General features: G+C 40.7%; 22 protein-coding genes. 12 read left to right on the top strand and 10 right to left on the bottom strand.

From position 1 onward, the window contains the following. Positions 1-9 precede the first annotated feature (9 nt). Together PQG45_RS02625 and PQG45_RS02630 are read right to left on the bottom strand one after the other, a co-directional pair. Positions 10-2,817, bottom strand: coding sequence for a M16 family metallopeptidase (locus PQG45_RS02625; protein ID WP_315576555.1), 2,808 nt, complete (start codon positions 2,815-2,817; stop codon positions 10-12). A gap of 96 nt (positions 2,818-2,913) precedes the next feature. Further along, positions 2,914-4,317, bottom strand: coding sequence for a tetratricopeptide repeat protein (locus tag PQG45_RS02630; RefSeq protein WP_315576553.1), 1,404 nt, complete (start codon positions 4,315-4,317; stop codon positions 2,914-2,916). A gap of 91 nt (positions 4,318-4,408) precedes the next feature. On the opposite strand from PQG45_RS02630, the gene PQG45_RS02635 reads away from it, so the two are divergent. The 6 genes from PQG45_RS02635 (at position 4,409) to PQG45_RS02660 (ending at position 10,493) form a co-directional block, all read left to right on the top strand. Further along, positions 4,409-5,329 (top strand): Ppx/GppA phosphatase family protein, encoded by a 921-nt coding sequence (locus PQG45_RS02635; protein ID WP_315576551.1) that lies wholly within the window; start codon positions 4,409-4,411, stop codon positions 5,327-5,329. Positions 5,330-5,428: 99 nt separating this feature from the next. Next, entirely contained in the window at positions 5,429-6,100 is a 672-nt protein-coding gene (locus PQG45_RS02640; RefSeq protein WP_315576549.1) for a MotA/TolQ/ExbB proton channel family protein, read from the top strand. An 8-nt stretch (positions 6,101-6,108) separates the two neighbouring features. Further along, positions 6,109-6,519, top strand: a complete 411-nt coding sequence (locus PQG45_RS02645; protein WP_315576547.1) for an ExbD/TolR family protein — start codon at positions 6,109-6,111, stop codon at positions 6,517-6,519. Between the two features lies 1 nt (position 6,520). Continuing rightward, complete coding sequence (locus tag PQG45_RS02650; RefSeq protein WP_315576545.1) at positions 6,521-7,033, top strand: DUF421 domain-containing protein; 513 nt, start codon at positions 6,521-6,523, stop codon at positions 7,031-7,033. A gap of 66 nt (positions 7,034-7,099) precedes the next feature. Beyond that, positions 7,100-9,562: a bifunctional aspartate kinase/homoserine dehydrogenase I gene (gene thrA, locus PQG45_RS02655; protein ID WP_315576543.1), complete on the top strand. Its 2,463-nt coding sequence runs from the start codon at positions 7,100-7,102 to the stop codon at positions 9,560-9,562. A 1-nt stretch (position 9,563) separates the two neighbouring features. Then, positions 9,564-10,493: a homoserine kinase gene (locus PQG45_RS02660; RefSeq protein ID WP_315576541.1), complete on the top strand. Its 930-nt coding sequence runs from the start codon at positions 9,564-9,566 to the stop codon at positions 10,491-10,493. Here the strand turns inward: PQG45_RS02660 and PQG45_RS02665 are convergent. Both PQG45_RS02665 and rpsU read right to left on the bottom strand, forming a co-directional pair. Next, positions 10,490-11,365 carry a tyrosine-type recombinase/integrase gene (locus tag PQG45_RS02665; protein WP_315576539.1) on the bottom strand — a complete coding sequence of 292 codons (876 nt, stop codon included), beginning with the start codon at positions 11,363-11,365 and terminating at the stop codon, positions 10,490-10,492. The two genes, PQG45_RS02660 and PQG45_RS02665, sit on opposite strands and share 4 nt — an antisense overlap. Before the next feature lie 39 nt (positions 11,366-11,404). Then, complete coding sequence (rpsU, locus tag PQG45_RS02670; protein WP_315576537.1) at positions 11,405-11,599, bottom strand: 30S ribosomal protein S21; 195 nt, start codon at positions 11,597-11,599, stop codon at positions 11,405-11,407. A gap of 126 nt (positions 11,600-11,725) precedes the next feature. Between rpsU and metG the strand changes: the two genes are divergently transcribed. Further along, complete coding sequence (gene metG, locus PQG45_RS02675; RefSeq protein WP_315576536.1) at positions 11,726-13,756, top strand: methionine--tRNA ligase; 2,031 nt, start codon at positions 11,726-11,728, stop codon at positions 13,754-13,756. Positions 13,757-13,969: 213 nt separating this feature from the next. Here the strand turns inward: metG and PQG45_RS02680 are convergent, their stop codons facing one another. Together PQG45_RS02680 and pth are read right to left on the bottom strand one after the other, a co-directional pair. Beyond that, positions 13,970-14,446: a hypothetical protein gene (locus PQG45_RS02680; RefSeq protein ID WP_315576535.1), complete on the bottom strand. Its 477-nt coding sequence runs from the start codon at positions 14,444-14,446 to the stop codon at positions 13,970-13,972. 248 nt (positions 14,447-14,694) lie between these two features. Then, a complete protein-coding gene (gene pth / locus PQG45_RS02685) occupies positions 14,695-15,255 on the bottom strand; it encodes an aminoacyl-tRNA hydrolase (protein WP_315576534.1) in 561 nt (186 codons plus the stop codon). An 80-nt stretch (positions 15,256-15,335) separates the two neighbouring features. Between pth and PQG45_RS02690 the strand changes: the two genes are divergently transcribed. Beyond that, positions 15,336-16,085: an SDR family NAD(P)-dependent oxidoreductase gene (locus tag PQG45_RS02690; protein WP_315576532.1), complete on the top strand. Its 750-nt coding sequence runs from the start codon at positions 15,336-15,338 to the stop codon at positions 16,083-16,085. Here the strand turns inward: PQG45_RS02690 and rlmB are convergent. Next, on the bottom strand, positions 16,082-16,876 hold the full coding sequence (rlmB, locus tag PQG45_RS02695) for a 23S rRNA (guanosine(2251)-2'-O)-methyltransferase RlmB (RefSeq protein ID WP_390825806.1): 795 nt from the start codon (positions 16,874-16,876) through the stop codon (positions 16,082-16,084). The genes PQG45_RS02690 and rlmB overlap by 4 nt on opposite strands. A 41-nt stretch (positions 16,877-16,917) precedes the next feature. Then, complete coding sequence (locus PQG45_RS02700; RefSeq protein ID WP_315576528.1) at positions 16,918-17,520, bottom strand: alpha-ketoglutarate-dependent dioxygenase AlkB family protein; 603 nt, start codon at positions 17,518-17,520, stop codon at positions 16,918-16,920. A 57-nt stretch (positions 17,521-17,577) separates the two neighbouring features. On the opposite strand from PQG45_RS02700, the gene PQG45_RS02705 reads away from it, so the two are divergent. Further along, positions 17,578-18,348: a class I SAM-dependent methyltransferase gene (locus PQG45_RS02705; RefSeq protein WP_315576527.1), complete on the top strand. Its 771-nt coding sequence runs from the start codon at positions 17,578-17,580 to the stop codon at positions 18,346-18,348. Then, positions 18,348-18,986, top strand: coding sequence for an O-methyltransferase (locus tag PQG45_RS02710; RefSeq protein WP_315576526.1), 639 nt, complete (start codon positions 18,348-18,350; stop codon positions 18,984-18,986). Before PQG45_RS02705 ends, PQG45_RS02710 begins: the two co-directional genes overlap by 1 nt. On the opposite strand, the gene PQG45_RS02715 is transcribed toward PQG45_RS02710, so the two are convergent. Then, a complete protein-coding gene (locus tag PQG45_RS02715) occupies positions 18,983-20,518 on the bottom strand; it encodes a LysM peptidoglycan-binding domain-containing protein (RefSeq protein ID WP_316070249.1) in 1,536 nt (511 codons plus the stop codon). The two genes, PQG45_RS02710 and PQG45_RS02715, sit on opposite strands and share 4 nt — an antisense overlap. A 118-nt stretch (positions 20,519-20,636) precedes the next feature. Here PQG45_RS02715 and PQG45_RS02720 point away from each other — a divergent pair, with 118 nt between their 5' ends. Continuing rightward, positions 20,637-21,209 carry a DUF3109 family protein gene (locus tag PQG45_RS02720; protein WP_315576523.1) on the top strand — a complete coding sequence of 191 codons (573 nt, stop codon included), beginning with the start codon at positions 20,637-20,639 and terminating at the stop codon, positions 21,207-21,209. After that, positions 21,209-21,538 carry an MGMT family protein gene (locus tag PQG45_RS02725; protein ID WP_315576522.1) on the top strand — a complete coding sequence of 110 codons (330 nt, stop codon included), beginning with the start codon at positions 21,209-21,211 and terminating at the stop codon, positions 21,536-21,538. Before PQG45_RS02720 ends, PQG45_RS02725 begins: the two co-directional genes overlap by 1 nt. Here PQG45_RS02725 and mtgA read toward each other — a convergent pair. After that, positions 21,533-22,312, bottom strand: a complete 780-nt coding sequence (gene mtgA / locus PQG45_RS02730; protein ID WP_315576521.1) for a monofunctional biosynthetic peptidoglycan transglycosylase — start codon at positions 22,310-22,312, stop codon at positions 21,533-21,535. The two genes, PQG45_RS02725 and mtgA, sit on opposite strands and share 6 nt — an antisense overlap. Positions 22,313-22,415: the final 103 nt, after the last annotated feature.

Below are 22,415 nucleotides of genomic sequence, written 5' to 3' on the forward strand. Positions count from 1 at the left end.
CTTCTTGTTTTACTGCTTTGGTGCACCACCCACTGCGCCAGACTCTGACGGTGTGTTTTTGGCCTTCTCAGCCATCTTCTTGGCAGCACCTTCGTAATCACCCGCTTTGATGAAAGACATCTTCGTCAAGTCGATTGTTTTGCGCGTAGCTTCTAGAATTTGTTCCGAAGATAGGTTTTTTACCTTATTCTCTAAATCCTCAGACCATTTTAAATTACGTCCTAAATATAGGTTGCTATTTAAGGTGCCCACTAATGCATTGTCTTGTGAGCGCGTCACTTGTCTTGCTTGAATCCATGATTTCTTTGCCTCATCGATTTCTTTCTGCGTAAAGCCCTCCTTCAATACCTTCTCAATTTCCTCTTTGAAGGCTGCCTCTAATTTGGCAATGTTCTCAGGTGCATAAATCGCATAACCTAAAAAAGCTCCATTTTGATCCAAAGGACTTGCCGCAAATTGTGAACCTACACCATAGGATAAACCTTCTTTCTGGCGGATACGATTCATTAAACGTGAACTTAAGCCACTGCCTCCGCCCAACATATAATTGCTCAATTCAAGGGCCGCATAATTAGGATCCGAATCTGAGATTTTTAAAGGTTGGTAAGCTAAGAAGAATGCATTCGCTTTATCAGGAGTTTCGATCGATTTAACCTGACCTCCATTTTCATGGAATTTATCCGGAACCCGCGTAAATGACTTTGGTGATTTCCAATCAGCTAATTCGGCTTTTACAAAAGTTTTAATTGAAGCCTCATCAAAGTCTCCAACGACAGAGAAGGTTGCATTTGAAGCGCCATAAAAACCTTTGTAGAAGGCAATCGACTCTTCTAATTTAGCCGCAGTATAACGTTCGGTTTGTTCCGCCATCGTAGGTTGGTAACGCACGTCATTCTTCGCATAATGTCCGGTACGCCATTGTCCCAAAACATCCATTGCTTTCGCTTGCGGCTCTGATTTTTGACCTTCAATTTGCGTCAAATTCTCTTGCTTTAATTTCTCAAACTCATCTGCTGGGAATACCGGTTGCTTCAATGCTTCCGCAACCAATTGCAAGGCTGGCAATAAATTCTCACGAGTTGTTTCGATTGATACATTCGCTTGACGCGCCTCACCTGAAATCGAAACACGCGCTTTTAGCTTATCCAATTCATCTTGGAATTGTTGGCGTGTATGCTTTGCTGTTCCTTTTGTCAACATATCTGCCGCCAAATCGGCTGCAGTTGCTGTTCCCAATAAGGTTTTTTCATCACCAAAACGTAAGGTTAAACGGGCATATACCGAATTTCCACGTGTTTTCTTCGGTAATAATGCTAAGGTTACACCAGCAATTTTCTCCGTTTTTGTACGCGCATCAATGTTGCTTGGAGATGGGTCAAATGCTTCTCCTTCTGCTACAGCTGCCTTTCCTTTGAAATCTTTTAATACTTCCGCAACGTCTTTTGCTTCCGGAATTTCTGCACGCTCTGGTTTATCTGTTGGATAGAATACACCGGATGTACGATTCGCCGACTTGAAATATTTTTCTGCCACGCGTTGAACATCTGCCGCGGTAACTTTTTCTAATTGGTTACGCGTATGGAACAACAAGCGCCAGTCACCTTGAGCGATGTATTCAGATAATCCCACACCAACACGTTGAGCATTGTTCAATAATAACTCGATGTTTTTGATGCCCTTCGTTTTGATTCGATCAACCTCTTCTTGCGAAGGGGCTTTCTTTACGAATTGCTCAATCGTTTCAATCATGATGTTCTTCACTGAATCCACCGATTTATTTTTCAATACCTCAGCACCGAAATAAACCAATCCTGGCTCTTTTAATTGCATGGTATAACCGAATTGGCTTGAAGCTTTTTTCGTATCAATTAAGGCTTTATAAAGACGACCCGATGGTGCATCTGTTAATAAGTCAACCAATACATCGCAAGCAATGAAATCCGGATGTAGGCCTGATGGAATGTGGTAAGCTATGCCCACTTGTTGGACATCGCCTACTCTACGTAAAGTAACTTCACGTTCCCCATCTTGTGTAGGTTCAGCCGTGAATGTAGGTGTTAAGGCACGCTCAGGACGAGGAATGATGCCAAATTTTTCATTGATTAATTTCAAGGTCTTTTTAGCATCAAACTTACCCGCAACGAGTAAAACGGCATTATCGGGTTGGTAATATTTACGGTAATAAGCTTGTAAATTCTCAATAGGCACTTTTTCGATATCAGAACGTGCACCAATCGTTGAGTTACCATAGTTATGCCATAAAAATGCAGTCGATACGACACGCTCCATTAATACAGATCCTGGGTCATTTTCGCCACTTTCAAATTCATTTCGAACCACCGTCATCTCTGTCTCTAGTTCACTTTTAGCGATGCGGGAGTTGATCATACGATCAGCCTCCATGTCCAATGCCCAATCTAAATTCTCATCTGTGGCAGCAAAGGTTTCAAAATAGTTTGTGCGATCTAACCATGTTGTTCCATTGAATTGCGCTCCGTGGTCGGAGATTTCTTTAGCTACTTCTTTATGCTTTTCCTTCGTTCCTTTGAAAACCATGTGTTCCAATAAATGGGACATACCCGTTTCGCCGTAACCTTCGTGGCGAGAGCCAACTAAATAGGTGATGTTTACGGTGATCGTTTGTTTGGATGGATCAGGGAAAAGCAAGACTTTCAATCCATTGGCTAATTTGTATTCCGTAATTCCTTCAGCCACAGTGACTTTTTCTGGAATAGGTAGGGATTGGGGCTTTTGTTGGGCAAAAACATGCATGCCGAGGCAGAAGATTGCCAAACCAGTGTAGAGTAGTTTTTTCATGAGAAAAATTTATAAATTTTACGAATTTAATGAAGTTGATTTGTCACGCGCAAGCTTTTGGATAAGTGGCAGAAAATCGGGGCAATTGGAAAATATTTATTTCTTGTATTGCTGGATTAACTTGAAAATAGCCTTCTGGGTTTCCAGATTTGGGAAATAATCGAAAATGAGTACATGTTTATCGTAGTCCAGCATTAAGCCTGTCTCTAAGAAATGAAATGCCTCTTTAAATTGTGCAGCTTTAATTAAAAAGATGGCTGAACGATAATACAATTCGGCCTCTTCCGGTAATTCATCGATGGCGGAAAGCATGATGTCGGCTGATTTTTCATAATCCCCTAACTCAAAGTGCATTTGTGCCCATTTGACCCAAGTAGGGGCAAAGAAAGAATCCAATTCGAGTGATTTTTGAAAGGCTTCATCTGCAGAGATGGAATTACCTAAATAGGCTTCCACATCGGCTAATCCCGTCCAGTAGAGGGGATTCGTCTCATTGAGCTTGATTGCCTTTTTAAGAAAATGCAAGGACTCGAACCATTTGTCTAATTCAGTTAAGCAAACGGCTAATCCATAATAACCTTCGTCCCAAAGTGGATCAATTTTGACCGCATCTTTATAATAGGTTAGCGCCTCGTTAAATTGTTTTTGGCGCTCTAAACTGGCACCTAAACAGCAATATAACTCCGGATTCGGTTCGTCATGTTGTAGGCAAAGTCGGTAGGCTTCCTCTGCTTTCACATATTCCTCCAAATTCATGTAGGTATTGCCTAAATTGAATAGGGAAGAGGCAAAAGTGGGTTCGATGGCTAACGAATATTCGTAGGCATCGATTGCCTTTTCATATTTTTTCTGTTTGGAATAGGCAATGCCCAAGTTGTACCATGCCGTGTATGAAAAGGGGTCTTGGTCGATGAACTTTTCGTAATAGGGGATACTCTCCTCAATTTTCCCGATTTCATCTAATGCATTTGCTAATTCAACTAGCGCATTTTCATTTTCAGGATTATGCTCGAGCGATTTCTTGAACATATCCACCGCCTCCCGTGGTTTCGGCCATGTTAAATAGCATAGGCCTAAGCGGAAATAGACATCATCTTTTTCTTCTGCATATTCCAAAATGTGCAAGAAAATCTCCACAGCCTTCTCGTGTTGCTTTAATTGGCTCAAAAGTGAACCTTTCACCATTAATAAATCGAGGTCGGTCGGAAAGAGCAGCATGGCGTTTTCGATCAACTCATACCCAGCTTCAGCCTGCTGCATTTCGCCCAAAATTTGGGCTTTAAGTGTAATTAATTCTAAGGTATAAGGGAAATGTTCCAAGCCGATGTTGCAGGCTTTTAAACCTTCATCAAATTTTCCCTGGATGAAATAATGCTCCGCGATTTGCTCCAACGTGTCCAAATCAAAGAATGAATTCTCATCCTCATTGAGCATTTTTTCGAAGCGATTTAACGAAGATTGAATATCCTCCTTATGGTCATCAAATTCAGGATCCAGCATCTAGGAAATTTGGGTTGGAATTAGTTCTAAATTACGAATTGTTTTTTAATAAACAGCCTTTCGATGTACTTTTGTTCTAAACCCCTACAGGATGCCACAGCCACGTGCGATTATTGATTTAGGAACGAATACTTTTCAGCTTTTAATCGCTGAAAAGGATGCATCGAATGGAAAGATGAACGTGTTATACGAGGACCACCGACCGGTTGGTTTAGGCAAAGGGGCCATGGAAACGGGTTTTCTGCAATTGGACGCGATGGCAAGAGCCCTCGAAGCTTTGGAACGATTTCATTGGCATGCCCAAGATAAAGGCTGTATTTCCATACAAGGAATAGGGACTAGTATTCTGCGAAATGCGAAAAATGCAGGTGCTTTTATTGAATTAGTTGAAGCGCAACTGGAAATCCCCATGGAAGTTATTTCGGGAATTCAAGAGGCTGATTATATTTTTCAGGGTATTCGGCATTCATTGCCTGAGCCTTGGAATGAAGTTTCATTGGTGATGGATATCGGCGGTGGTAGTGTGGAATTTATTCTTTTTCAAGGCCAAACGATTTTATTTAAAACGAGCCTGGAATTAGGAGGGTTGAAGTTGCAATCGCTGTTTAACCTAGAAGGGGAGTATGATACTAGCATAGCTGTTGAGTTAGATGCTTACATTCAGTCGGGTTTATCTTCCTTGTATGCGGCTTGCAAAGAACATCATCCCGTTTATTTGATCGGTGCTGCAGGTGCGTTTGAAACCTTGGCGGATATTCAACTGGCACAGGGGCATTTAACGCAAATGGACAAAGCAAATCCATTGGATTTGCCTGCTTTTTATGATTTAATGGACCAAATGGCAACAATGAGTATCACAGAAAGGCAATCGATTCCAGGGATGAAGGCTTTTCGTGCAAGTATGCTGCCATATGCAAATCACCTGATTAAGCAGGTCTTTGTCCAAACATCGATAAAGGATTTGTGGATGTCCATGAACAGTCTCAAAGAAGGCTATTGGTACAGTTCATAATAATAATTTGAATAAATGCGGGCTATTTTTTTGAAAAAGACAATAATTTTGGCCAACTTTAAGTTTATATTAAATCATTAAAATTTTCAACAAAGCTATATGTCTTCACATCTTAATTTTATTCTGTTAGATGCTGCTCAAGTCGAGGAATTCACTGTATTAAGTTTATTGGAAAAAGGGGGATACGTCATGTATCCGATTTTATTCTTGTTTACAGCAGCCTTGTTTTTATTCATTGAGCGTTACTTATACATTCGTAAGACATCTCGTATTGATGAGAATTTTCTTCACAACATCAATGAATTGCTATTAGCTGGTAATATTCAAGGTGCTGTTACATATTGCAAGAATTCTAAATTCCCGATTGCTAATTTATTAGAGCGTGGATTAGGTCGTTTAGGTTCTCCCATTCGTGATATTGAAGATGCGATTGAGAACAAAGCGAAGTTGGAAATCTACAACATGGAGAAGAACTTAGGTATTTTAAGTTCAATTGCGCGTATTGCACCTATGTTTGGTTTCTTGGGAACAGTGACGGGTATGATTCGTACGTTCCATAACATTTCGACATCGAACAAAATTGAAATTTCAACGATTGCATCCGGTATTTATGAGAAGATGGTGACATCTGCGTCGGGTTTGATCGTGGGTATTATTGCTTATGTAATGTATACTTTGTTGACGACGATGATTGATCGTTCGATTAACAAAATGGAAATTGTTGCCATGGATTTCATTGACTTGTTACACAAGCCAGCCAATAAAAAATAATTTATCCTATGAATTTTAGAAAGCGCGAACGAGAAGCATCGGAAGTAGAAACAGGCGCCCTAGCGGATATTCTATTTTTTCTATTGATGTTTTTCTTAATGATTTCGACCTTAGCATCTCCTGATGCGATTCGTTTATTGTTACCCAAAGCTGATTCAACGAAAGTAACGCCACCTGTTGTGGAGTCTATTCGGGTATCTGTCGATGCGAGCAATAACTTCTTTATTGATGGAAATGCACAACCCTTTGCATTGGATCAAGTGGACGGTCAATTGAAAGAAATCTTAAAAACCAAAAAAGCCAATTCCTTGATTATCTCCATTGATAAATCGAGAACGGTTCAGGATTTAACTGATGTTTATGATTTAGCTGCTAAGAATAACCTTTCGATGGTTATGGCAGCCGAAAAGAAAAAATAATATGGAAGGCTTTGTCATCATCGCCCTCAAGTCAATAGCCGTCTACGTATTCATCGTGGCGGCTATTCGTCTTTTTGGGAAGAAGGAATTTGCACAATTGTCTGTCGTGGACCTTGTATTTATCTTATTGATATCGAATTCTGTTCAAAACGCGATGGTCGGTTCTGACTCATCACTTTCAGGTGGATTGGTGGCAGCTTTTGCTTTGTTTTCGGCCAATTACGTCATAAAAAAACTCGAGTTTCTATTTCCTTCGCTTCGTAAAGTGGTTGAAGGGGAGCCCATTGTCCTCGTTTATCAAGGTAATATAAATGAAGCCGCCTTGGCAAATGCCTCGTTAAATAGGGAGCAATTGGATGCAGCTATTCGTGAACATGGTGTCGCTTCGATTGCAGAAGTGAATTTGGCTGTTTTAGAGGTAGATGGTACTATTTCCATCTTGTCTGATAATTATCAAAAAATTTCGAAAAGAAAGCAGAAAGGTCACAGAGTTCTTGGGGGAAATACCGTCTAAACTAGTATATTTGTAGACTTTACTTAGCTGTTTGTAGAGCTAAGGATCATTTCATGTTCTTTTCTAATGGAAAAAATATTAAAATTCGGTGGTACCAGTTGTGGGAGCATTGCGAGTATCGAATCAGTTTTGGCAATTATCGAAGCTAATCATCAAGTAAAATCTTCTTTCGCTGTTGTGTTTTCTGCCATGAGTGGCGTAACAAATGCTTTGTTAGAAGCTGGGGCAACGGCAGCGAGTAAAAAGACGCTTGAGCCTACCATCATCGAAGCCTTAGAAGCACGTCATTTTGAAGTGATTCGTCATTTTATTCCGGTTACGGCCCAATCACAAGTTATTGCCCAGATTCGTACGTTGGTCAATGAATTACGCGATGTATTGAAAGGCATCAATCTGATTCAGGAGATTTCTCCTAAAACATCCGACTTATTGGTAAGTTTTGGGGAGCGACTATCAACGGCCTTAATTACGGCAATTTTGAAGCAACGCGGATTACCCGTTCGGTTTTTGGATGCGCGAGATGTGGTCAAGACAAATCAGCAGTTTGGGAAGGCCGAAGTGCGTTTCGCTGAGTCAAATGCCTTGATTCAGGCTGATTTCAACGCACATGCAAATGAAATAGCATTGATTACTGGTTTTATTGGTTCCAATGATGCAGGGGACACAACGACCTTGGGTCGGGGAGGTTCTGATTATACCGCGTCTATTTTTGGTGCTGCCCTCGATGTAAATGAAATTGAGATTTGGACGGATGTAGACGGCATGATGACGGCAGATCCACGCAAAGTGGCTGCAGCTTTTACAATTCCTTCGATTTCTTACGCGGAAGCCATGGAGTTAACCCATTTTGGTGCAAAAGTGATTTATCCTCCATCTTTGCAACCAGCCTTTGCGAAAAATATCCCTATTCGGGTATTAAATACATTTAATCAGACATTTGAAGGTACTGTTGTTTCCAAGGTTTCTTCGCCGAGCCCATATATTATTACAGGCATTAGCTCCATTGATGAGTTGGCACTTGTGAATGTGCAAGGATCTGGAATGATAGGCGTTGCGGGTGTTTCTGCCAAATTATTCACTGTCCTCGCGAAAGAGAAGATTTCCGTGGTATTAATTTCGCAAGCCTCATCGGAACATTCCATTTGTTTCGCGATTGACCCGCAAGTTGCCTCGAAAGTTGATAAAATTTTAGCCAAAGAATTCGCTCAAGAAATTGCTTCTGGTGATATTGAGGGCATTGATATCCAACGAGATTTATCTGTTATCGCGGTTGTAGGAGAGGGGATGCGCAAGCATACGGGTGTGAGTGGTCGATTATTTTCTGTATTAGGTAAAAATGGAATTAACATTGTTGCGACAGCGCAAGGTAGTTCCGAATTAAATATATCGGTCGTAATTGAGAAAAAAGACCTTTCAAAGGCGCTGAATGTCATTCATGAGACTTTCTTCTTTTCTCAAATCAAGACCCTGAACTTGTATTTAGTAGGTGCCGGCTTAATCGGTAAAACTTTATTAAACCAATTGGTTGGCCAAGAGCGCTATTTGGAAAAATACAAAGGACTGCGCATTCAATTAGTTGGTATCGCAAATTCGCGTAAACAATTAATTAATCCGGCTGGTATTTCGATTGATCAAGCGATTGAGTTATTGGATTCGGATGGAGAATCAGCTTCTTTAGCCGACTTTGTTGAACAAATTAAGCGTTTAAATTTGCCAAATTCCATCTTTGCGGATTGTACGGCAAGTAAGGAAATCCACCAACATTATTTGGGGCTCTTTGAAGCAAACGTATCCGTTGTGACGCCAAATAAAGTAGCAAATTCGGGACCATATGCGCAATATGCGGCATTGCATCAGACAGCCTTAAGCAAAGGTGTGAAGTTTATGTATGAGACGAATGTGGGGGCGGGTTTGCCCGTGATTAATACCTTGCAAGGCTTGATTGCCTCAGGAGATCGATTCGAGAAAATCGAGGGTATACTTTCGGGAACCTTGTCGTTCTTATTTAATCAATTTGTACCGGGTAAATCCTTTGCCGCTGTATTACGTGAGGCGAAGGCAAAAGGTTATACAGAACCAGATCCACGCGAAGATTTGAGCGGCATGGACGTGGCGCGTAAGATCTTGATTTTGAGTCGGGAAATTGGTTTGAAATTAGAGTTTGCAGATATTACGATCGAAAAAATTATTCCGTCCGCATGTGAGGCCGCACCTACGGTGGATGCCTTTTTCGAGGAATTAGATAAAGCGAATAGTTATTTTGAAGCCATGGTGAATGAGGCATATGCCGAAAAGAAAGTGCTTCGTTACATTGCCAAATTAGAAAATCAAAAGATTTCGATTGGTTTGCGTGCAGTTGGGGCTGATCACCCATTCTATCAGATGGATGGCGCTGATAATGTTATTGCTTTTACAACGAAGCGTTATCATGACCGACCTTTGGTGATCAAGGGTCCTGGAGCGGGAGCTGAGGTGACAGCATCAGGTGTTTTTGCGGATATTGTGTCAATCGGTAGCTATTTGTCTTAATATGGAAAGTATACGCGTATATGCCCCTGCAACAGTAGCTAATGTAGCCTGTGGATTTGATATTTTTGGATTTGCGGTGAATCGTCCAGGCGATGAGGTCGTATTAACGAAAAAAGCGTCTCCAGGGATTGTTATTAAGGAGATTACTGGGGATGAAGGTCGATTGCCTAAGGAAGTTGCCAAAAATACTGCAGGTATAGCCATTTTGAAATACTTGGAATTTATCGGCCAGCCTGATCAAGGTTTTGAGCTTTCTTTACATAAGGATATGCCTTTGGGTTCCGGTTTGGGATCATCTGCTGCTTCTGCTGTGGCAGGCGTTTTTGCTGTGAATGAGTTAATGGGTAAACCTTTAAGCCAGAAAGAATTATTGCCTTTCGCGATGGAAGGCGAGCGTGTAGCTTGTGGCTCTGCCCATGCAGATAATGTGGGTCCTAGTTTATTGGGGGGCTTTGTTGTCATACGGAGTTATGATCCTTTGGATATCATACAATTACCTACGCCGACTGATTTATATGCAAGCATTGTGCATCCACAGATTGAGGTGAATACCAAAGATGCGCGTCGGATTTTAGAGCGAGAAATCACGTTAGGCAAAACGATCACCCAAATGGGTAACGTGGCAGGTTTAGTGGCGGGTTTGTTGACTGCAGATTATGATTTGATTGGACGTTCGCTTGTGGATGTCATCGTGGAACCGGCTCGTTCTATATTAATCCCTCAATTTCAAGAAGTTAAAGCGGCTGCATTAGGAGCTGGTGCATTAGGTTGTTCTATTTCAGGTTCCGGTCCATCCTTGTTTGCCTTGTCGAAAGGCGAGGAGACGGCGAATCAAGTGGCACTAGCGATGTCGAAGGCCTTCAATTCGGTTGGGATTGATTCCGAGTCCTATGTTTCTCAGATAAACCAACAAGGTCCCATGATCCGTTAGGCTTTCGGGTGTGCTTGTTTGTAGATTTCTTTTAATTTTTCCATCGAATTGTGCGTGTAGACCTGTGTCGCAGCGAGATTCGCATGTCCCAATAGTTCTTTAATGGCATTTAAATCCGCACCTCGATTTAATAAATGCGTCGCATAACTGTGTCGCAATACGTGTGGAGATAATTTTTCAAGCGTACTTACTTCACCCAAATATTTCTTGACTAAGCGTTGGATAAACATGGGGTAGCAGGGTTCCCCTTTGTCAGTTAGCAACAAACTGTGGCTTTGAAAAGGGTTGAGCGATTGGTATTGTTTGACGAGGTCCACGAGCAGTTGGGGCATCGGAATGATACGCTCCTTATTTCGTTTTCCAATGACCCTCAAGGTTTTTGAAGCAAGATTGAGCTGTTGGTTCGATAATTGGATCAATTCCGCCAACCGCATGCCTGTACCATAGAGCAGCATTAAAACCAGCTGGTCGCGTACCTCTTCGAACGTGTTTTTGGGTATTTCTTGTTGGGCAAACACCTGTTCCATTTCAGATTCACGTAAATAAGTCGGGAGCGACTTACTCGTTTTGACCATGCGAATGGTTTGCATGGGATTGTCTGTTACATCGCCTCGGCGTTGAAGGTATTTGAAAAAGGTCCGCAGGGTAGCAAGCTTCCGATTAATTGAACGGTTTTGGATGCCTATATTGGATAGCTCAACGAGCCATAAACGAATGGTTTGAGCTTTAATTTGTGTTATTTGATGGCTGTCGAGCGCCAGGAAATCAAGAAATTGGATGAGGTCAATTTCGTAAGAACGTAGCGTTAGAGGACTTAATCGCCGTTCTACTTGAAGATGTTGTAAAAAAAAATTGACTACTTCGCGATTCATAGATCGAAAGTAGTCAATTCTAAGAAAAATCGAAACAAACTAGTTGTTGATATTTCCGTATGTCGTTTGCTTGTAAGCAGCGCGAATCATTTCCTTACGACGAGCAATTGAAGGTTTTTCAAAAGCAGATCTTCTACGTAATTCTTTTACCACGCCTGTTTTTTCAAACTTCTTTTTAAAGCGCTTAAGGGCTTTATCAATTGACTCGTTCTCTTTGATCGAAATAATTAACATGTATTTTTTCCTTTTTGAATTAAAATGTCTGCAAAGATAAATTTATTTTTTTGATTGTGCAAGCAGTCTTTTGGAATTTTATGAGTGAAAATATCCTATTTTTGTAGTTCATTTTAAATCAATTGTATGTCGGAGTTTTCACGGACAACTGTCACGGCCGCTTTAATCTATGCAAATGGTCCTATTCACATTGGACACTTAGCCGGATGTTACTTGCCAGCTGATATTTATGTGCGCTATTTACGTTTAAAGAAGCAAGACGTCATTTTTGTTTCGGGTACGGACGAGCATGGAGTGCCTATTACAATTAAGGCACAAAAGGAGGGGAAAACGCCGCAGGAAGTGGTTGATTATTATTATGCCAATATCAAATCCTCGTTCGAGGATTTTGGAATATCGTTTGATATTTACGGAAGAACATCGGATCCTGCACACCACAAGATGTCGCAAGATTTTTTCTTGCATTTGTATCAGGAGGGGAAGTTTATTGAGGAAGTTACGGAGCAGTATTACGATGAGGCGGCAGATCAGTTTTTAGCCGATCGGTATATCACGGGTGAATGTCCTAAATGCCATCAACCGGGCGCTTATGGGGATCAATGTGAGAAATGTGGGTCTTCTTTGTCACCCACGGAGTTAATTAATCCGAAATCGTCATTAAGTGGAGCGTCACCGATTTTAAAAGAAACCAAAAACTGGTTTTTGCCTTTGGATCAATGGCAAGATTCTTTAGAGAAATATGTCAATTCGCATCCTGAATGGAAGCCAAATGTGAGTGGTCAAGTAAAATCTTGGTTACAAGATGGGCTTCGTCCGCGTGCCATGACGCGTGATTTAAATTGGGGTGTGCCTATTCCTTTGCCTGATACGGAAGGGAAAGTGCTTTATGTATGGTTTGATGCGCCGATTGGTTATATCTCGATGACGAGCCAGTTGACGGCCGACTGGGAGAAATATTGGAAGGCGAAGGATAGTCGGATCGTACATTTCATTGGTAAGGATAATATCGTTTTCCATTGTTTGATTTTCCCAGCCATGTGTATGGCACATGGGGAATTTCAATTAGCGGATCAAGTTCCTGCGAATGAATTTATGAACTTGGAGGGGGATAAAATTTCAACTTCACGTAATTGGGCAGTTTGGTTGCATGAGTATTTGCAAGATTTTCCTGGTAAGCAAGATGTGTTGCGTTATGCGTTGACTGCTTCAAGTCCAGAAACGAAGGATGCTGATTTTACATGGGCTGATTTTCAGACCAAAAACAATTCTGAGTTGGTTGCCATTTTGGGGAATTTTGTCAATCGGGCTTTTGTGTTAATGGATAAGAATTTCGAAGGCATTGTGCCGCCAAAAGCTGCAGGTACGGGTCTTGAAGAAGATGTTAAGCAAGCTTTGGCTGATATTCCTGCCAAATTAGAAGCAGCGTTAGCGAATTATAAATTCCGAGATGCTTTGGTATTGGCGATGGAAATTGCGCGTATCGGAAATAAGTATTTGGCAGATGCCGAACCTTGGAAAATTATTAAAGAGGATAGGGAAAAAGCAGGAACGGTATTGAACTATGCGGTTCAATTGGTTGCGCATGCTTCCGTTGCATTAGAGCCATTTATTCCATTTACGGCCGCGAAATTACGTACAGCCTTAGGTATGCAGGAATTAGATTGGAATAGTATAGGTGATTTTGAATTGATTCCGGCCGGACAAAAGCTGGTTAACCCCGGACTTTTGTTTGAGAAGTTGGAGGACGACGTCATTCAAGCACAGGTAGATAAATTAACACAAACAAAAGCGGCGATGGAATTAGCGAGCAAGCAAGTGAACCCAATCAAGGAGACGATTGATTTTGATGCATTTACCAAAATGGATTTGCGCGTCGGTCACATTACTGCTGCAGAAAAGGTAGAAAAGAGTAAGAAACTTTTGAAACTGGCAGTTAATGATGGTCAAAAAGAACGTACAATTTTGAGTGGTATTGCTGAGCATTTTGAGCCTTCAGATGTAATCGGCCGACAAGTTTGTTTCTTGGCAAATTTAGCGCCACGAAAAATTATGGGCCAGGAGAGTGAGGGGATGATCTTGATGGCAGAGGATGCCGATGGTAGTTTAGCATTCATGCAGCCAAGCAAGGATATTTGGAATGGTGCATCGATAAGTTAATGGGAATCGATTAAATAAAAATAAGGCCAGAAGAAACTTCTGGCCTTATTTGTTTAACCTCTAAACCTATTTAACTATGAAAATTTATACAAATATAGATGTTTTGTTTGAATAATATGAGTTTAGTGCAAAAAAAATAAAAAAGGCGCCGTCAGAAACAGCGCCTTTTTTGATTACCTCTAAACCTATTTAACTATGAAAACTACTTACAATCTAATTTTGAAATACAACGATCAAATCTTGATTTTGGTCTGATTCGTTATTGAAATCTGCCTCAATTTTCGGTTCAATGGCCAATACAGACCAAATTGCGTTGATTGCTTTTGCAGATTTGTTAATTTCTTTCACCCAAGTATTCGTTTTTTCATCCGAAACACCCGCTTGGTTTACAATGGATTGAACTGTCTCGTTGAAAAGAGCTTGTTCTGCCTTGCTAGCTTTTAAGTAAGCCGACTGGTTGTTTTGATAATTCTCTAAAATCGAAATTGTTAAACTTGCTGATGTAGACGCGTAAGCTCCTACAAAATCTTTCTTTATCAATGACTGAATTACTTCAGATAGGGTTTCTTTTTTGTGTGACAATACTGTTGTCGACGCATCTACATGTGATGCCGTTCCGCTCGCTTTTACCGCTGTTGCTGTTAGGCTTAGTCCTACTAAAACGCTAACCATTAAAATTTGCTTTTTCATAAATTCGTTATATTTATTAACTAAATCAACGATACAAAATTATTGCATTTTTTTAATATAGCAAAACTTGCTTTTGGACAATTTTGGAACTTAAAATTTATTATTTTTTGATTTTGAATGTGTAATCAGAATTTATTATATGTATTTTTGGTATATTCCAAATATTATTTGGATAACAATTGTAAACCTTCGGGATAATTCTAAATTAAAAATTTAGGAAAAATTATAAAATTCTTTAAAAAGTACAATCATTGGTTGTATTTGTTCATTGTTTGTTGGATGCCTTGAAGGCAGAAGGAATCAATGATCTCATTGGATCGATTTAGGATGAATGGGATTAGTCCAATTTCTTCTTCGGAAAAGTTACTTAATACAAAATCGGCTTGCCGACCTTTTGAAAAATCGGACCCGATGCCCATACGTAAACGTGCATATTCCTGTGTATTCAAGATGCCTTCTATGCTTTTGAGTCCATTATGTCCACCGCTTGATCCTTTTGGTTTCAAACGAAGTGTTTCAAACGGAAGTGCGATATCATCTGTTAGGATTAATAGACGTTCATTTTCGATTTTTAATTGTTGGCACCAATAATTAACAGCCTTTCCGCTCAAATTCATGAAGGTACTCGGTTTCAATAAGTGTATTGTATGTCCTTTCAACTTGTAGGATGTGACAGCACCTAATCGGTCTTGCGTGAAGCTAATTGATTTATCCTTGGCCAAGTAATCCAAAGCCATGAAGCCGATGTTGTGACGGGTAAAAAGATATTCGGGGCCGATGTTGCCTAAGCCAACAATTAAGAAGTTCATGCGTTATAAATATTTATACAAATTACGCGCAAATTTTTTAGAACACCTCGAAGGCATTACCTTCGGTAAAAATTTTCTCCATGAATAAGATTGCATGCATCACGGGCGCGAGCTCAGGAATTGGTTTGGCGACTGCTAAGGCTTTGTCGGCTGAAGGATATCAATTAATCCTTTGTGGTCGCCGCTTGGAACGCCTGGAGGCCTTGAGCAAGGAATTGACGACTGATTCTTATCTATTAACATTTGATGTACGCGATCGTCATGGGGTAGAGGCAGCTTTTCAGTCACTTCCTGCTGCATGGAAAAAGATTGATGTCCTAGTTAATAATGCGGGAAATGCACATGGTATGAGTCCGATTCAAGACGGGGACCCTGCCGACTGGGATGCGATGATGCACAGTAATGTGGATGGTTTATTAAATGTTTCGCGAATAGTTATCCCGGGCATGATTGAACAAGCTTCTGGTCATATCGTAAACCTTTCATCGATTGCGGGCAAACAAGTCTATCCAAATGGAAACGTGTATTGTGCCTCCAAGGCCGCTGTAGAAGCACTATCGCAAGGGATGCGTCAAGATTTAAACGTACATGGAATTAAGGTTTCTAACGTTGCGCCCGGGGCTGTTAATACCGATTTTTCTGCTGTTCGATTTAAAGGGGACCAACAAAAAGTGGATGCCGTTTATGCAGGATATGAGCCACTTGTTGCGGAAGATATTGCTGATGTGATTCGTTACATCGTGACAGCGCCGGCACATGTTAATATTGCCGACGTGACCATTTTACCGAAAGCGCAAGCCTCGGCTACCCAAATATTACGAAAAAACTAGAGGCCTCGTTGGCGAACTGTCTCGAAAATGACAACACCAGCGGCAACAGACACATTTAGTGAGCCAACTTGGCCACTTTGTGGAATAACGGCTAAATCGTCTGATTTGCGGATTAATTCATCTGAGATGCCATCTTCTTCGGATCCCATGATGATGGCTACTGGGCCACTGTAATCAACTGCGTAAACCGAACTGCGTCCTTTTTCTGTACAGGCAACGACCTTTAATCCGGAGTTCTGTAGGAAATCAACGGTTTGAAGGAGGCTATCTTCACGACAAACAGGAATGAAGTTTAGGGCTCCCGAAGAAGTCTTCATTGCGTCACTATTGATTTGAGCAGCGCCACGAGCAGGAATTACGATAGCATGGATGCCCGCACATTCTGCTGTACGTGCAATGGCCCCGAAATTACGGACATCGGTAATGCGGTCTAATATTAAAATGAATGGAATTTCACCTTTTTCAAAGGTATCAGCAATCACATTCTCCAATTTAGCATAATGAATCGCTGAAACGAATGCAATAGCACCTTGGTGGTTTTTACGCGTAATGCGATTCAATTTTTCCAAGGGAACTTTCTGTACTTGAATACCTTTTTCACGGGCTAAATCAAGGATTTCACTGTTTCCAAGCTCGCGTTGAACTAATAAACGGTCAATTTCTTTCCCCGAACGAAGTGTTTCTAATACGGATTGTACCCCGAATACAAACTCTTTGTTTTCTGTTTTTGGACTTGTAAAATGTCTAAATGGGCGCTTGAATGGCTGTCTTGATTCGTTTTCTTCTGACACGTTGATTGCTGTAAATTTGATACGAAGGTCGGCATTTTTTTTCAAATCATCTGTCTGAATGTCAAATTAAGCCTAGGTTCCATGATTTTTTTTGATTTTGGCAAAGCGTGAATCCAATGTGTTTGGGTGGTTCCCTGCATCAATAATAAGCTTCCTGGTGCTAATGTTACACTTACTTTTTCTTCGGTCTGTTTATGTTTGAATTCGAATTTGCGGGCTGCTCCAAAACTAACTGAGGCAATGCAGGAGTTAGGTATGATGGTTTTCTCATTGTCGGCATGCCAACTCGCCCCTTCGTTTCCGTCGTGGTAATAATTCATTAAGCCACCGTTGAAGGCTATTTTCGCTTTTTTTTCGATGGCCGATTTGATCAACAATAAAGTAGGAGTCCAGGGCAAACCTATTTTTGTGCGTCCAGAATATGTATAGGGCTTTTCGTAATCGGCATACCAGGCAACCTTTCGAAGGGTTTGAATGACTTTGCCAAAGATGACGACTTCATCATGTTTCCAAGGTATTTCATCTGTAAGGATGCGCAGAAATTCATGGCTTTGTTGGGCGGTAAAAAAATCTGCGTAGTAGAAAACCTCCCCGTCATAGGGTAGCAGGTTTTGATCAGGCGATATTGGAAACAAGGAAAGCATATTTCAAATTACAGATTCTACCTTAAAAATTTTACCTTTGTGTCAAATTTAATCTGTATGTACAAAACTACTGAAATTGCTTCGTCTGAAATTCCTTCTGATAATCCTGTTCACCAGCGTTTATTGTTTCCTTATCAACATGTTAGCCAATTGGTTGGCGGAAATGTATTGGAGATCGGTTGCGGAACAGGTCGTGGTGTAGCTGTTTTAGCAGATAAAGTTAGTGCCTATACCGGTGTAGATAAAAATACGGAATTGATGGCAAGTTTGTCGGCAACATATCCTGATTTCAAATTCATCGATATGTTTTTGCCGCCATTGAAGGATTTGCCTGATAATCATTTTGATTTTGTGATTACATTTCAGGTAATTGAGCACATTGAGAATGATGCTTTTTTCTTGCAAGAAGCTGCCCGCGTGTTAAAGCCCGGAGGGAAATTATATTTGACTACGGTGAATCGCGACTTTTCATTATCGCGTAATCCATGGCATGTGCGTGAATATTTAGCGAATGAATTAGGGGATTTGATGAAGAAATATTTCTCTGAAGTCATTATGGAAGGAGTTCATGGAAATCAAAAGGTCATGGACTATTACGAGGCGAATAAGAAATCCGTGAAGAAAATTACGCGTTTTGATATTTTCAATTTACAATATCGTTTACCACGAACTTGGTTGCAAGTTCCTTATGATATCGCGAATCGCTTGAGTCGCTTATCGATATCGAAATCGAGTAATGATTTAGTAAATTCTATTCAAGTGGATGATTATTTCTTGAGTGATAAGCCTGCTGAATCATTGGACTTCTTTTATACAGGAATCAAATAATGGAATTCATCGACGAAGCCATTGAAGAATATTCGAGACTTTTTACGGATAAACCCTCGGATTTATTGCAATCATTAGATCGTGAGACACATGCGCGCATCTTACAGCCTCGTATGCTTTCAGGGCATTTACAGGGGCGTTATTTGTCCATGTTGTCCAAGTTGATATCACCTCAATTAATCGTTGAAATAGGTACTTATACAGGTTATTCTGCTCTATGTTTAGCAGAAGGATTAAAACCAACGGGTAAACTCATAACGATTGATATCAATGAGGAGTTGGAAAGTTTTACCCGTTCCTTTTTTGATCGTTCTGAATATGCGAAGCAAATCGATTATCGGATTGCGGATGCTCAGCAGGAATTGACTTCTGTTGAAGGTCCTATTGATTTGGTTTTTATCGATGCGGATAAGCGCAATTATGCGAAGTATTTTGATTTAATTATTTCCAAAATGCGCCCGGGAGGATTGATATTAGTCGATAACGTACTTTGGAGCGGCAAAATTGTTGACCCTAAAGCAACAGATAAATCTACAAATGCTTTGCGTGATTTTAATCAAAAGTGTTTAGAAGACCCACGCGTGGAAAAAATGCTTTTGCCACTTCGTGATGGGCTATACATGCTCCGAGTAATCTAAGGCTTCAACTTGATTTTTTGGCCCACTCGGATGCTTGGATTTTTACCTAGGTTATTCCATTTGATTAGGTCTTCAATGCTGACTTGGTAGATTTTTGAAATCTTGAACAAGGTTTCTCCAACTTCTACTTCATGAATATAGAAAACGGTTCCTGCAGGTTGTTTAGCTACTTCAGGTGCGATGATTGGAGTTTCTTTGGAAGGATTAACTTGTGTTTGCTCCATAATCTTAGTTTCCCCCTTCGCTTCAGATCTAATCACGATTTCGCGTGATTCCGCGGGAGCGATGTAAAAGGTTTTTTCAGAATCATTGGATGAAATCTTGCGTACCTCTTCCACTTCTACTTTGAAATCTTGTTCCTGTGTCGGTTGGACTTTTTTTACGGGTTCTTCCTTGGCACTTTTTTCTTCTAATTTTTGAGCAATAATTTCCAACATTGGTACACGACGATTGACCTTGATTTTTTGGCCTATCGTAATCATACTCGATAAATTCATGTTATTTAGACGAAGTAAATCGGCTAATTTCATTTCATATTGCGTGGCGATATTACTTAAATTATCCCCTGAAACGACCGTATGCGTTCTAATTTCAAATTGATCGCTTAGAATCTGCTTATTCTGTGTTTTTACCTTTTTGGTGGGTACATATAGTTTTGTCGAATCGACTGAAGCTGTAAAAATAGGCTCCTCCTGTTTGATTTCATCGGAGTTGAATACCTTCAAATTCGATGGATGATATAGCGTATAGCTTTTGTCTGATGGAATCCAATCCTTTAAAATCCATGCATTGTAGCGTTTTAAATCATCGTAGCTGATTTTTAACTCATCGGATAATTCATAGAGGTTTTTACCCTTCGTATCGATGTGTGTTACCAAATTTGTGCTATCGTTTAAAACAGGTAAACTAGCCATTTGCTCCGCCCAAAATTCTTTATAAGCTAAGAATCGTAAGACATACCAGTCGGTCGATGAATCCACCTCAATCTCCGTTTTTCCTGCCCAATTGCCTGCATAGGGTAGTTTTTTAATTGTACCTAAGCCTACACGGTAGGACAATAATGTACTAACCCAATTGTTTAATACACCGTTGTTCCGGGTGAAATAATTAACAGCTCCTTTTGTTGCTTCGATGATGTGACGGCGTTCGTCAATGTCCTGGTCCACTTTAAGCCCAACATCCTTGGCTGTCTCCAATTTAAATTGCCAATAACCCACGGCATTTGATGTGGAGACTGCATTCGGATTCAGAGAGCTCTCTTGAACACATAAAAATTTGAATTCCGGTGGGATATTTCCTTTTGTTAAAATGGGTTCAATAACCGGGAAATAGAGACGCATCTTGTCGACAAGCGACGCGATGTATTTTTTATTTGCCCCCAACATAGCAAATTCCTTCTCAAATATGTGCTTAGCTGATGGATGGATGGATACTCGAACATTTCCAATGGAAATGGTATCCGGGATGGCATGGTTAGCCCAAAGATTTCCAACAGATAAAAGAAGCAGTATGAGTAGGAAGGATTTTTTCAAACGGGCTTTTGTTATTGATGCAATTGCAAAATTACCAAAATATTTCATTTAACGGAAGGCATTCCTTTTTATTGCGCATCGTAGAATTAGCTTTACCTTTGTGTAAATTTTGATTCCTATGATTTTAATTGACGATACCGTAATTAGTGAAGATGTTGCAGATGAGTTTTTTGTCTGTGATTTGACGAAATGCAAAGGTGCTTGTTGTGTGGAGGGTGATTTGGGGGCGCCGCTAGAACAGGATGAATTAGCGATTATGGATCGCATTCAAGATGAAATTCGTCCATTTTTGTCGGAAGACGGTATCGCTGAAATTGCTAAACAAGGCAATTATATTCTAGAACCCGACGGCGATTATTCTACGCCGATTATCGCTGGTCGCGAGTGTGTTTATGCCATTTACGACGATAAAGGCTATTTGAAGTGTGGTATTGAACAAGCCTATTTTGCTGGGAAAACGGATTTTCGTAAGCCTATTTCCTGTCATTTATATCCGATTCGTATTCAAAAGTTGGCTGAATATCAGGCAATTAATTATGAGCGTTGGACGATCTGTTCGGATGCTTGTTCGCATGGAAAAGAGTTAGGTGTACCTGTGTACAAGTTCTTGAAGGATCCTTTGATTCGTAAATTTGGTACCAAATGGTATGCGGAATTAGAGCGTGAGATCTCAGAACGTCAATTGGATTAATGTCTTCTTCTACTAATTCATTTGATTTAATTTATCAGGTGGTTCGCGAGATACCAGCGGGCCGAGTAACGTCTTATGGTGCGATTGCGGCTTATTTAGGAATGAAAGGTGGCGCACGGATGGTAGGTTGGGCGATGAACGCCTCGCATACCATCGCAGATATTCCCGCACACCGTGTAGTTAATCGCAATGGGGTGCTGACAGGTAAGAATTTTTTCGGTGGTGACCGTATGGAGGAATTGCTAGCTTCCGAAGGAATTCGGGTTCAAGATGATCAAATCCTTGCATTTAAATCCCATTTTTGGGACCCTTCAATCGAATTATTATAAGTTTCTCAGGAATTTTTTGCCTCCCAAAGCGCTCATTTGGCGTTTAATGTACGAAGTACGTTTACTTACGTAGCCGGATGGATTTTTGATCGAAAAGCGAATGGGATTGGGTAAGCATGCGGCAATGCGAGCTGCTTCTGTTGTACTCACATCGGCGGCAGTATGTCCATAAAAACGTCTGCATGCCTCTTCTACACCAAAGGTCATTTTGCCCGTTTCAGCCACATTCAAATACACCTCCATAATTCGCTCCTTACCCCAAATAAACTCGATTAATAGGGTAAAGTAGGCTTCTAACGCCTTTCTGAAATAGGAGCGACCCTGCCAAAGGAATACGTTTTTGGCAACTTGTTGGGAAATCGTACTCGCTCCCTTAATTCGTTTTCCTTTTTGATTTTTGATTAAGGCTGTCCCCATGGCTTCGAAGTCAAATCCATGATGCTCGGGGAATAATTGGTCTTCGGAAGCAATGACCGCCAAGGCGCAATTGCGGTCGATTTCCTCATAGGAAGACCATTGGCTGTGTATTTTACTTGGTTCTCCGTCCATCAATGCATCGATTTTTCGAGATGCCATCGTAGGAGTGAAGTAAACAGGAATAAACTTAAAAAGGACCACGGCCACAATGGTGCTGATCCAAATGTAAAAGAGTAATCGGCCTATTTTCTTTAGAAAGGATGAGGACCCTTTTTTAGGTGCTTTATTTAAACGTTCGAACTTATTGCTTCGAGTTGTGGAGCGGGAAGTATTGGTTAGATCGACGCGTTTGGCCATGGGGTTAATTCAATAAAGTTGTGAAGGCAAAAATACAAAAAATGAGCTAAGATTGGAGCAATCAAGTAAATAGACCTTTTGATCGTATCAATTCCACAGGCGG

The sequence above is a fragment of the Aquirufa regiilacus genome (assembly GCF_032470275.1).
In the GTDB taxonomy this organism is placed as follows: Bacteria; Bacteroidota; Bacteroidia; order Cytophagales; family Spirosomataceae; genus Aquirufa; species Aquirufa regiilacus.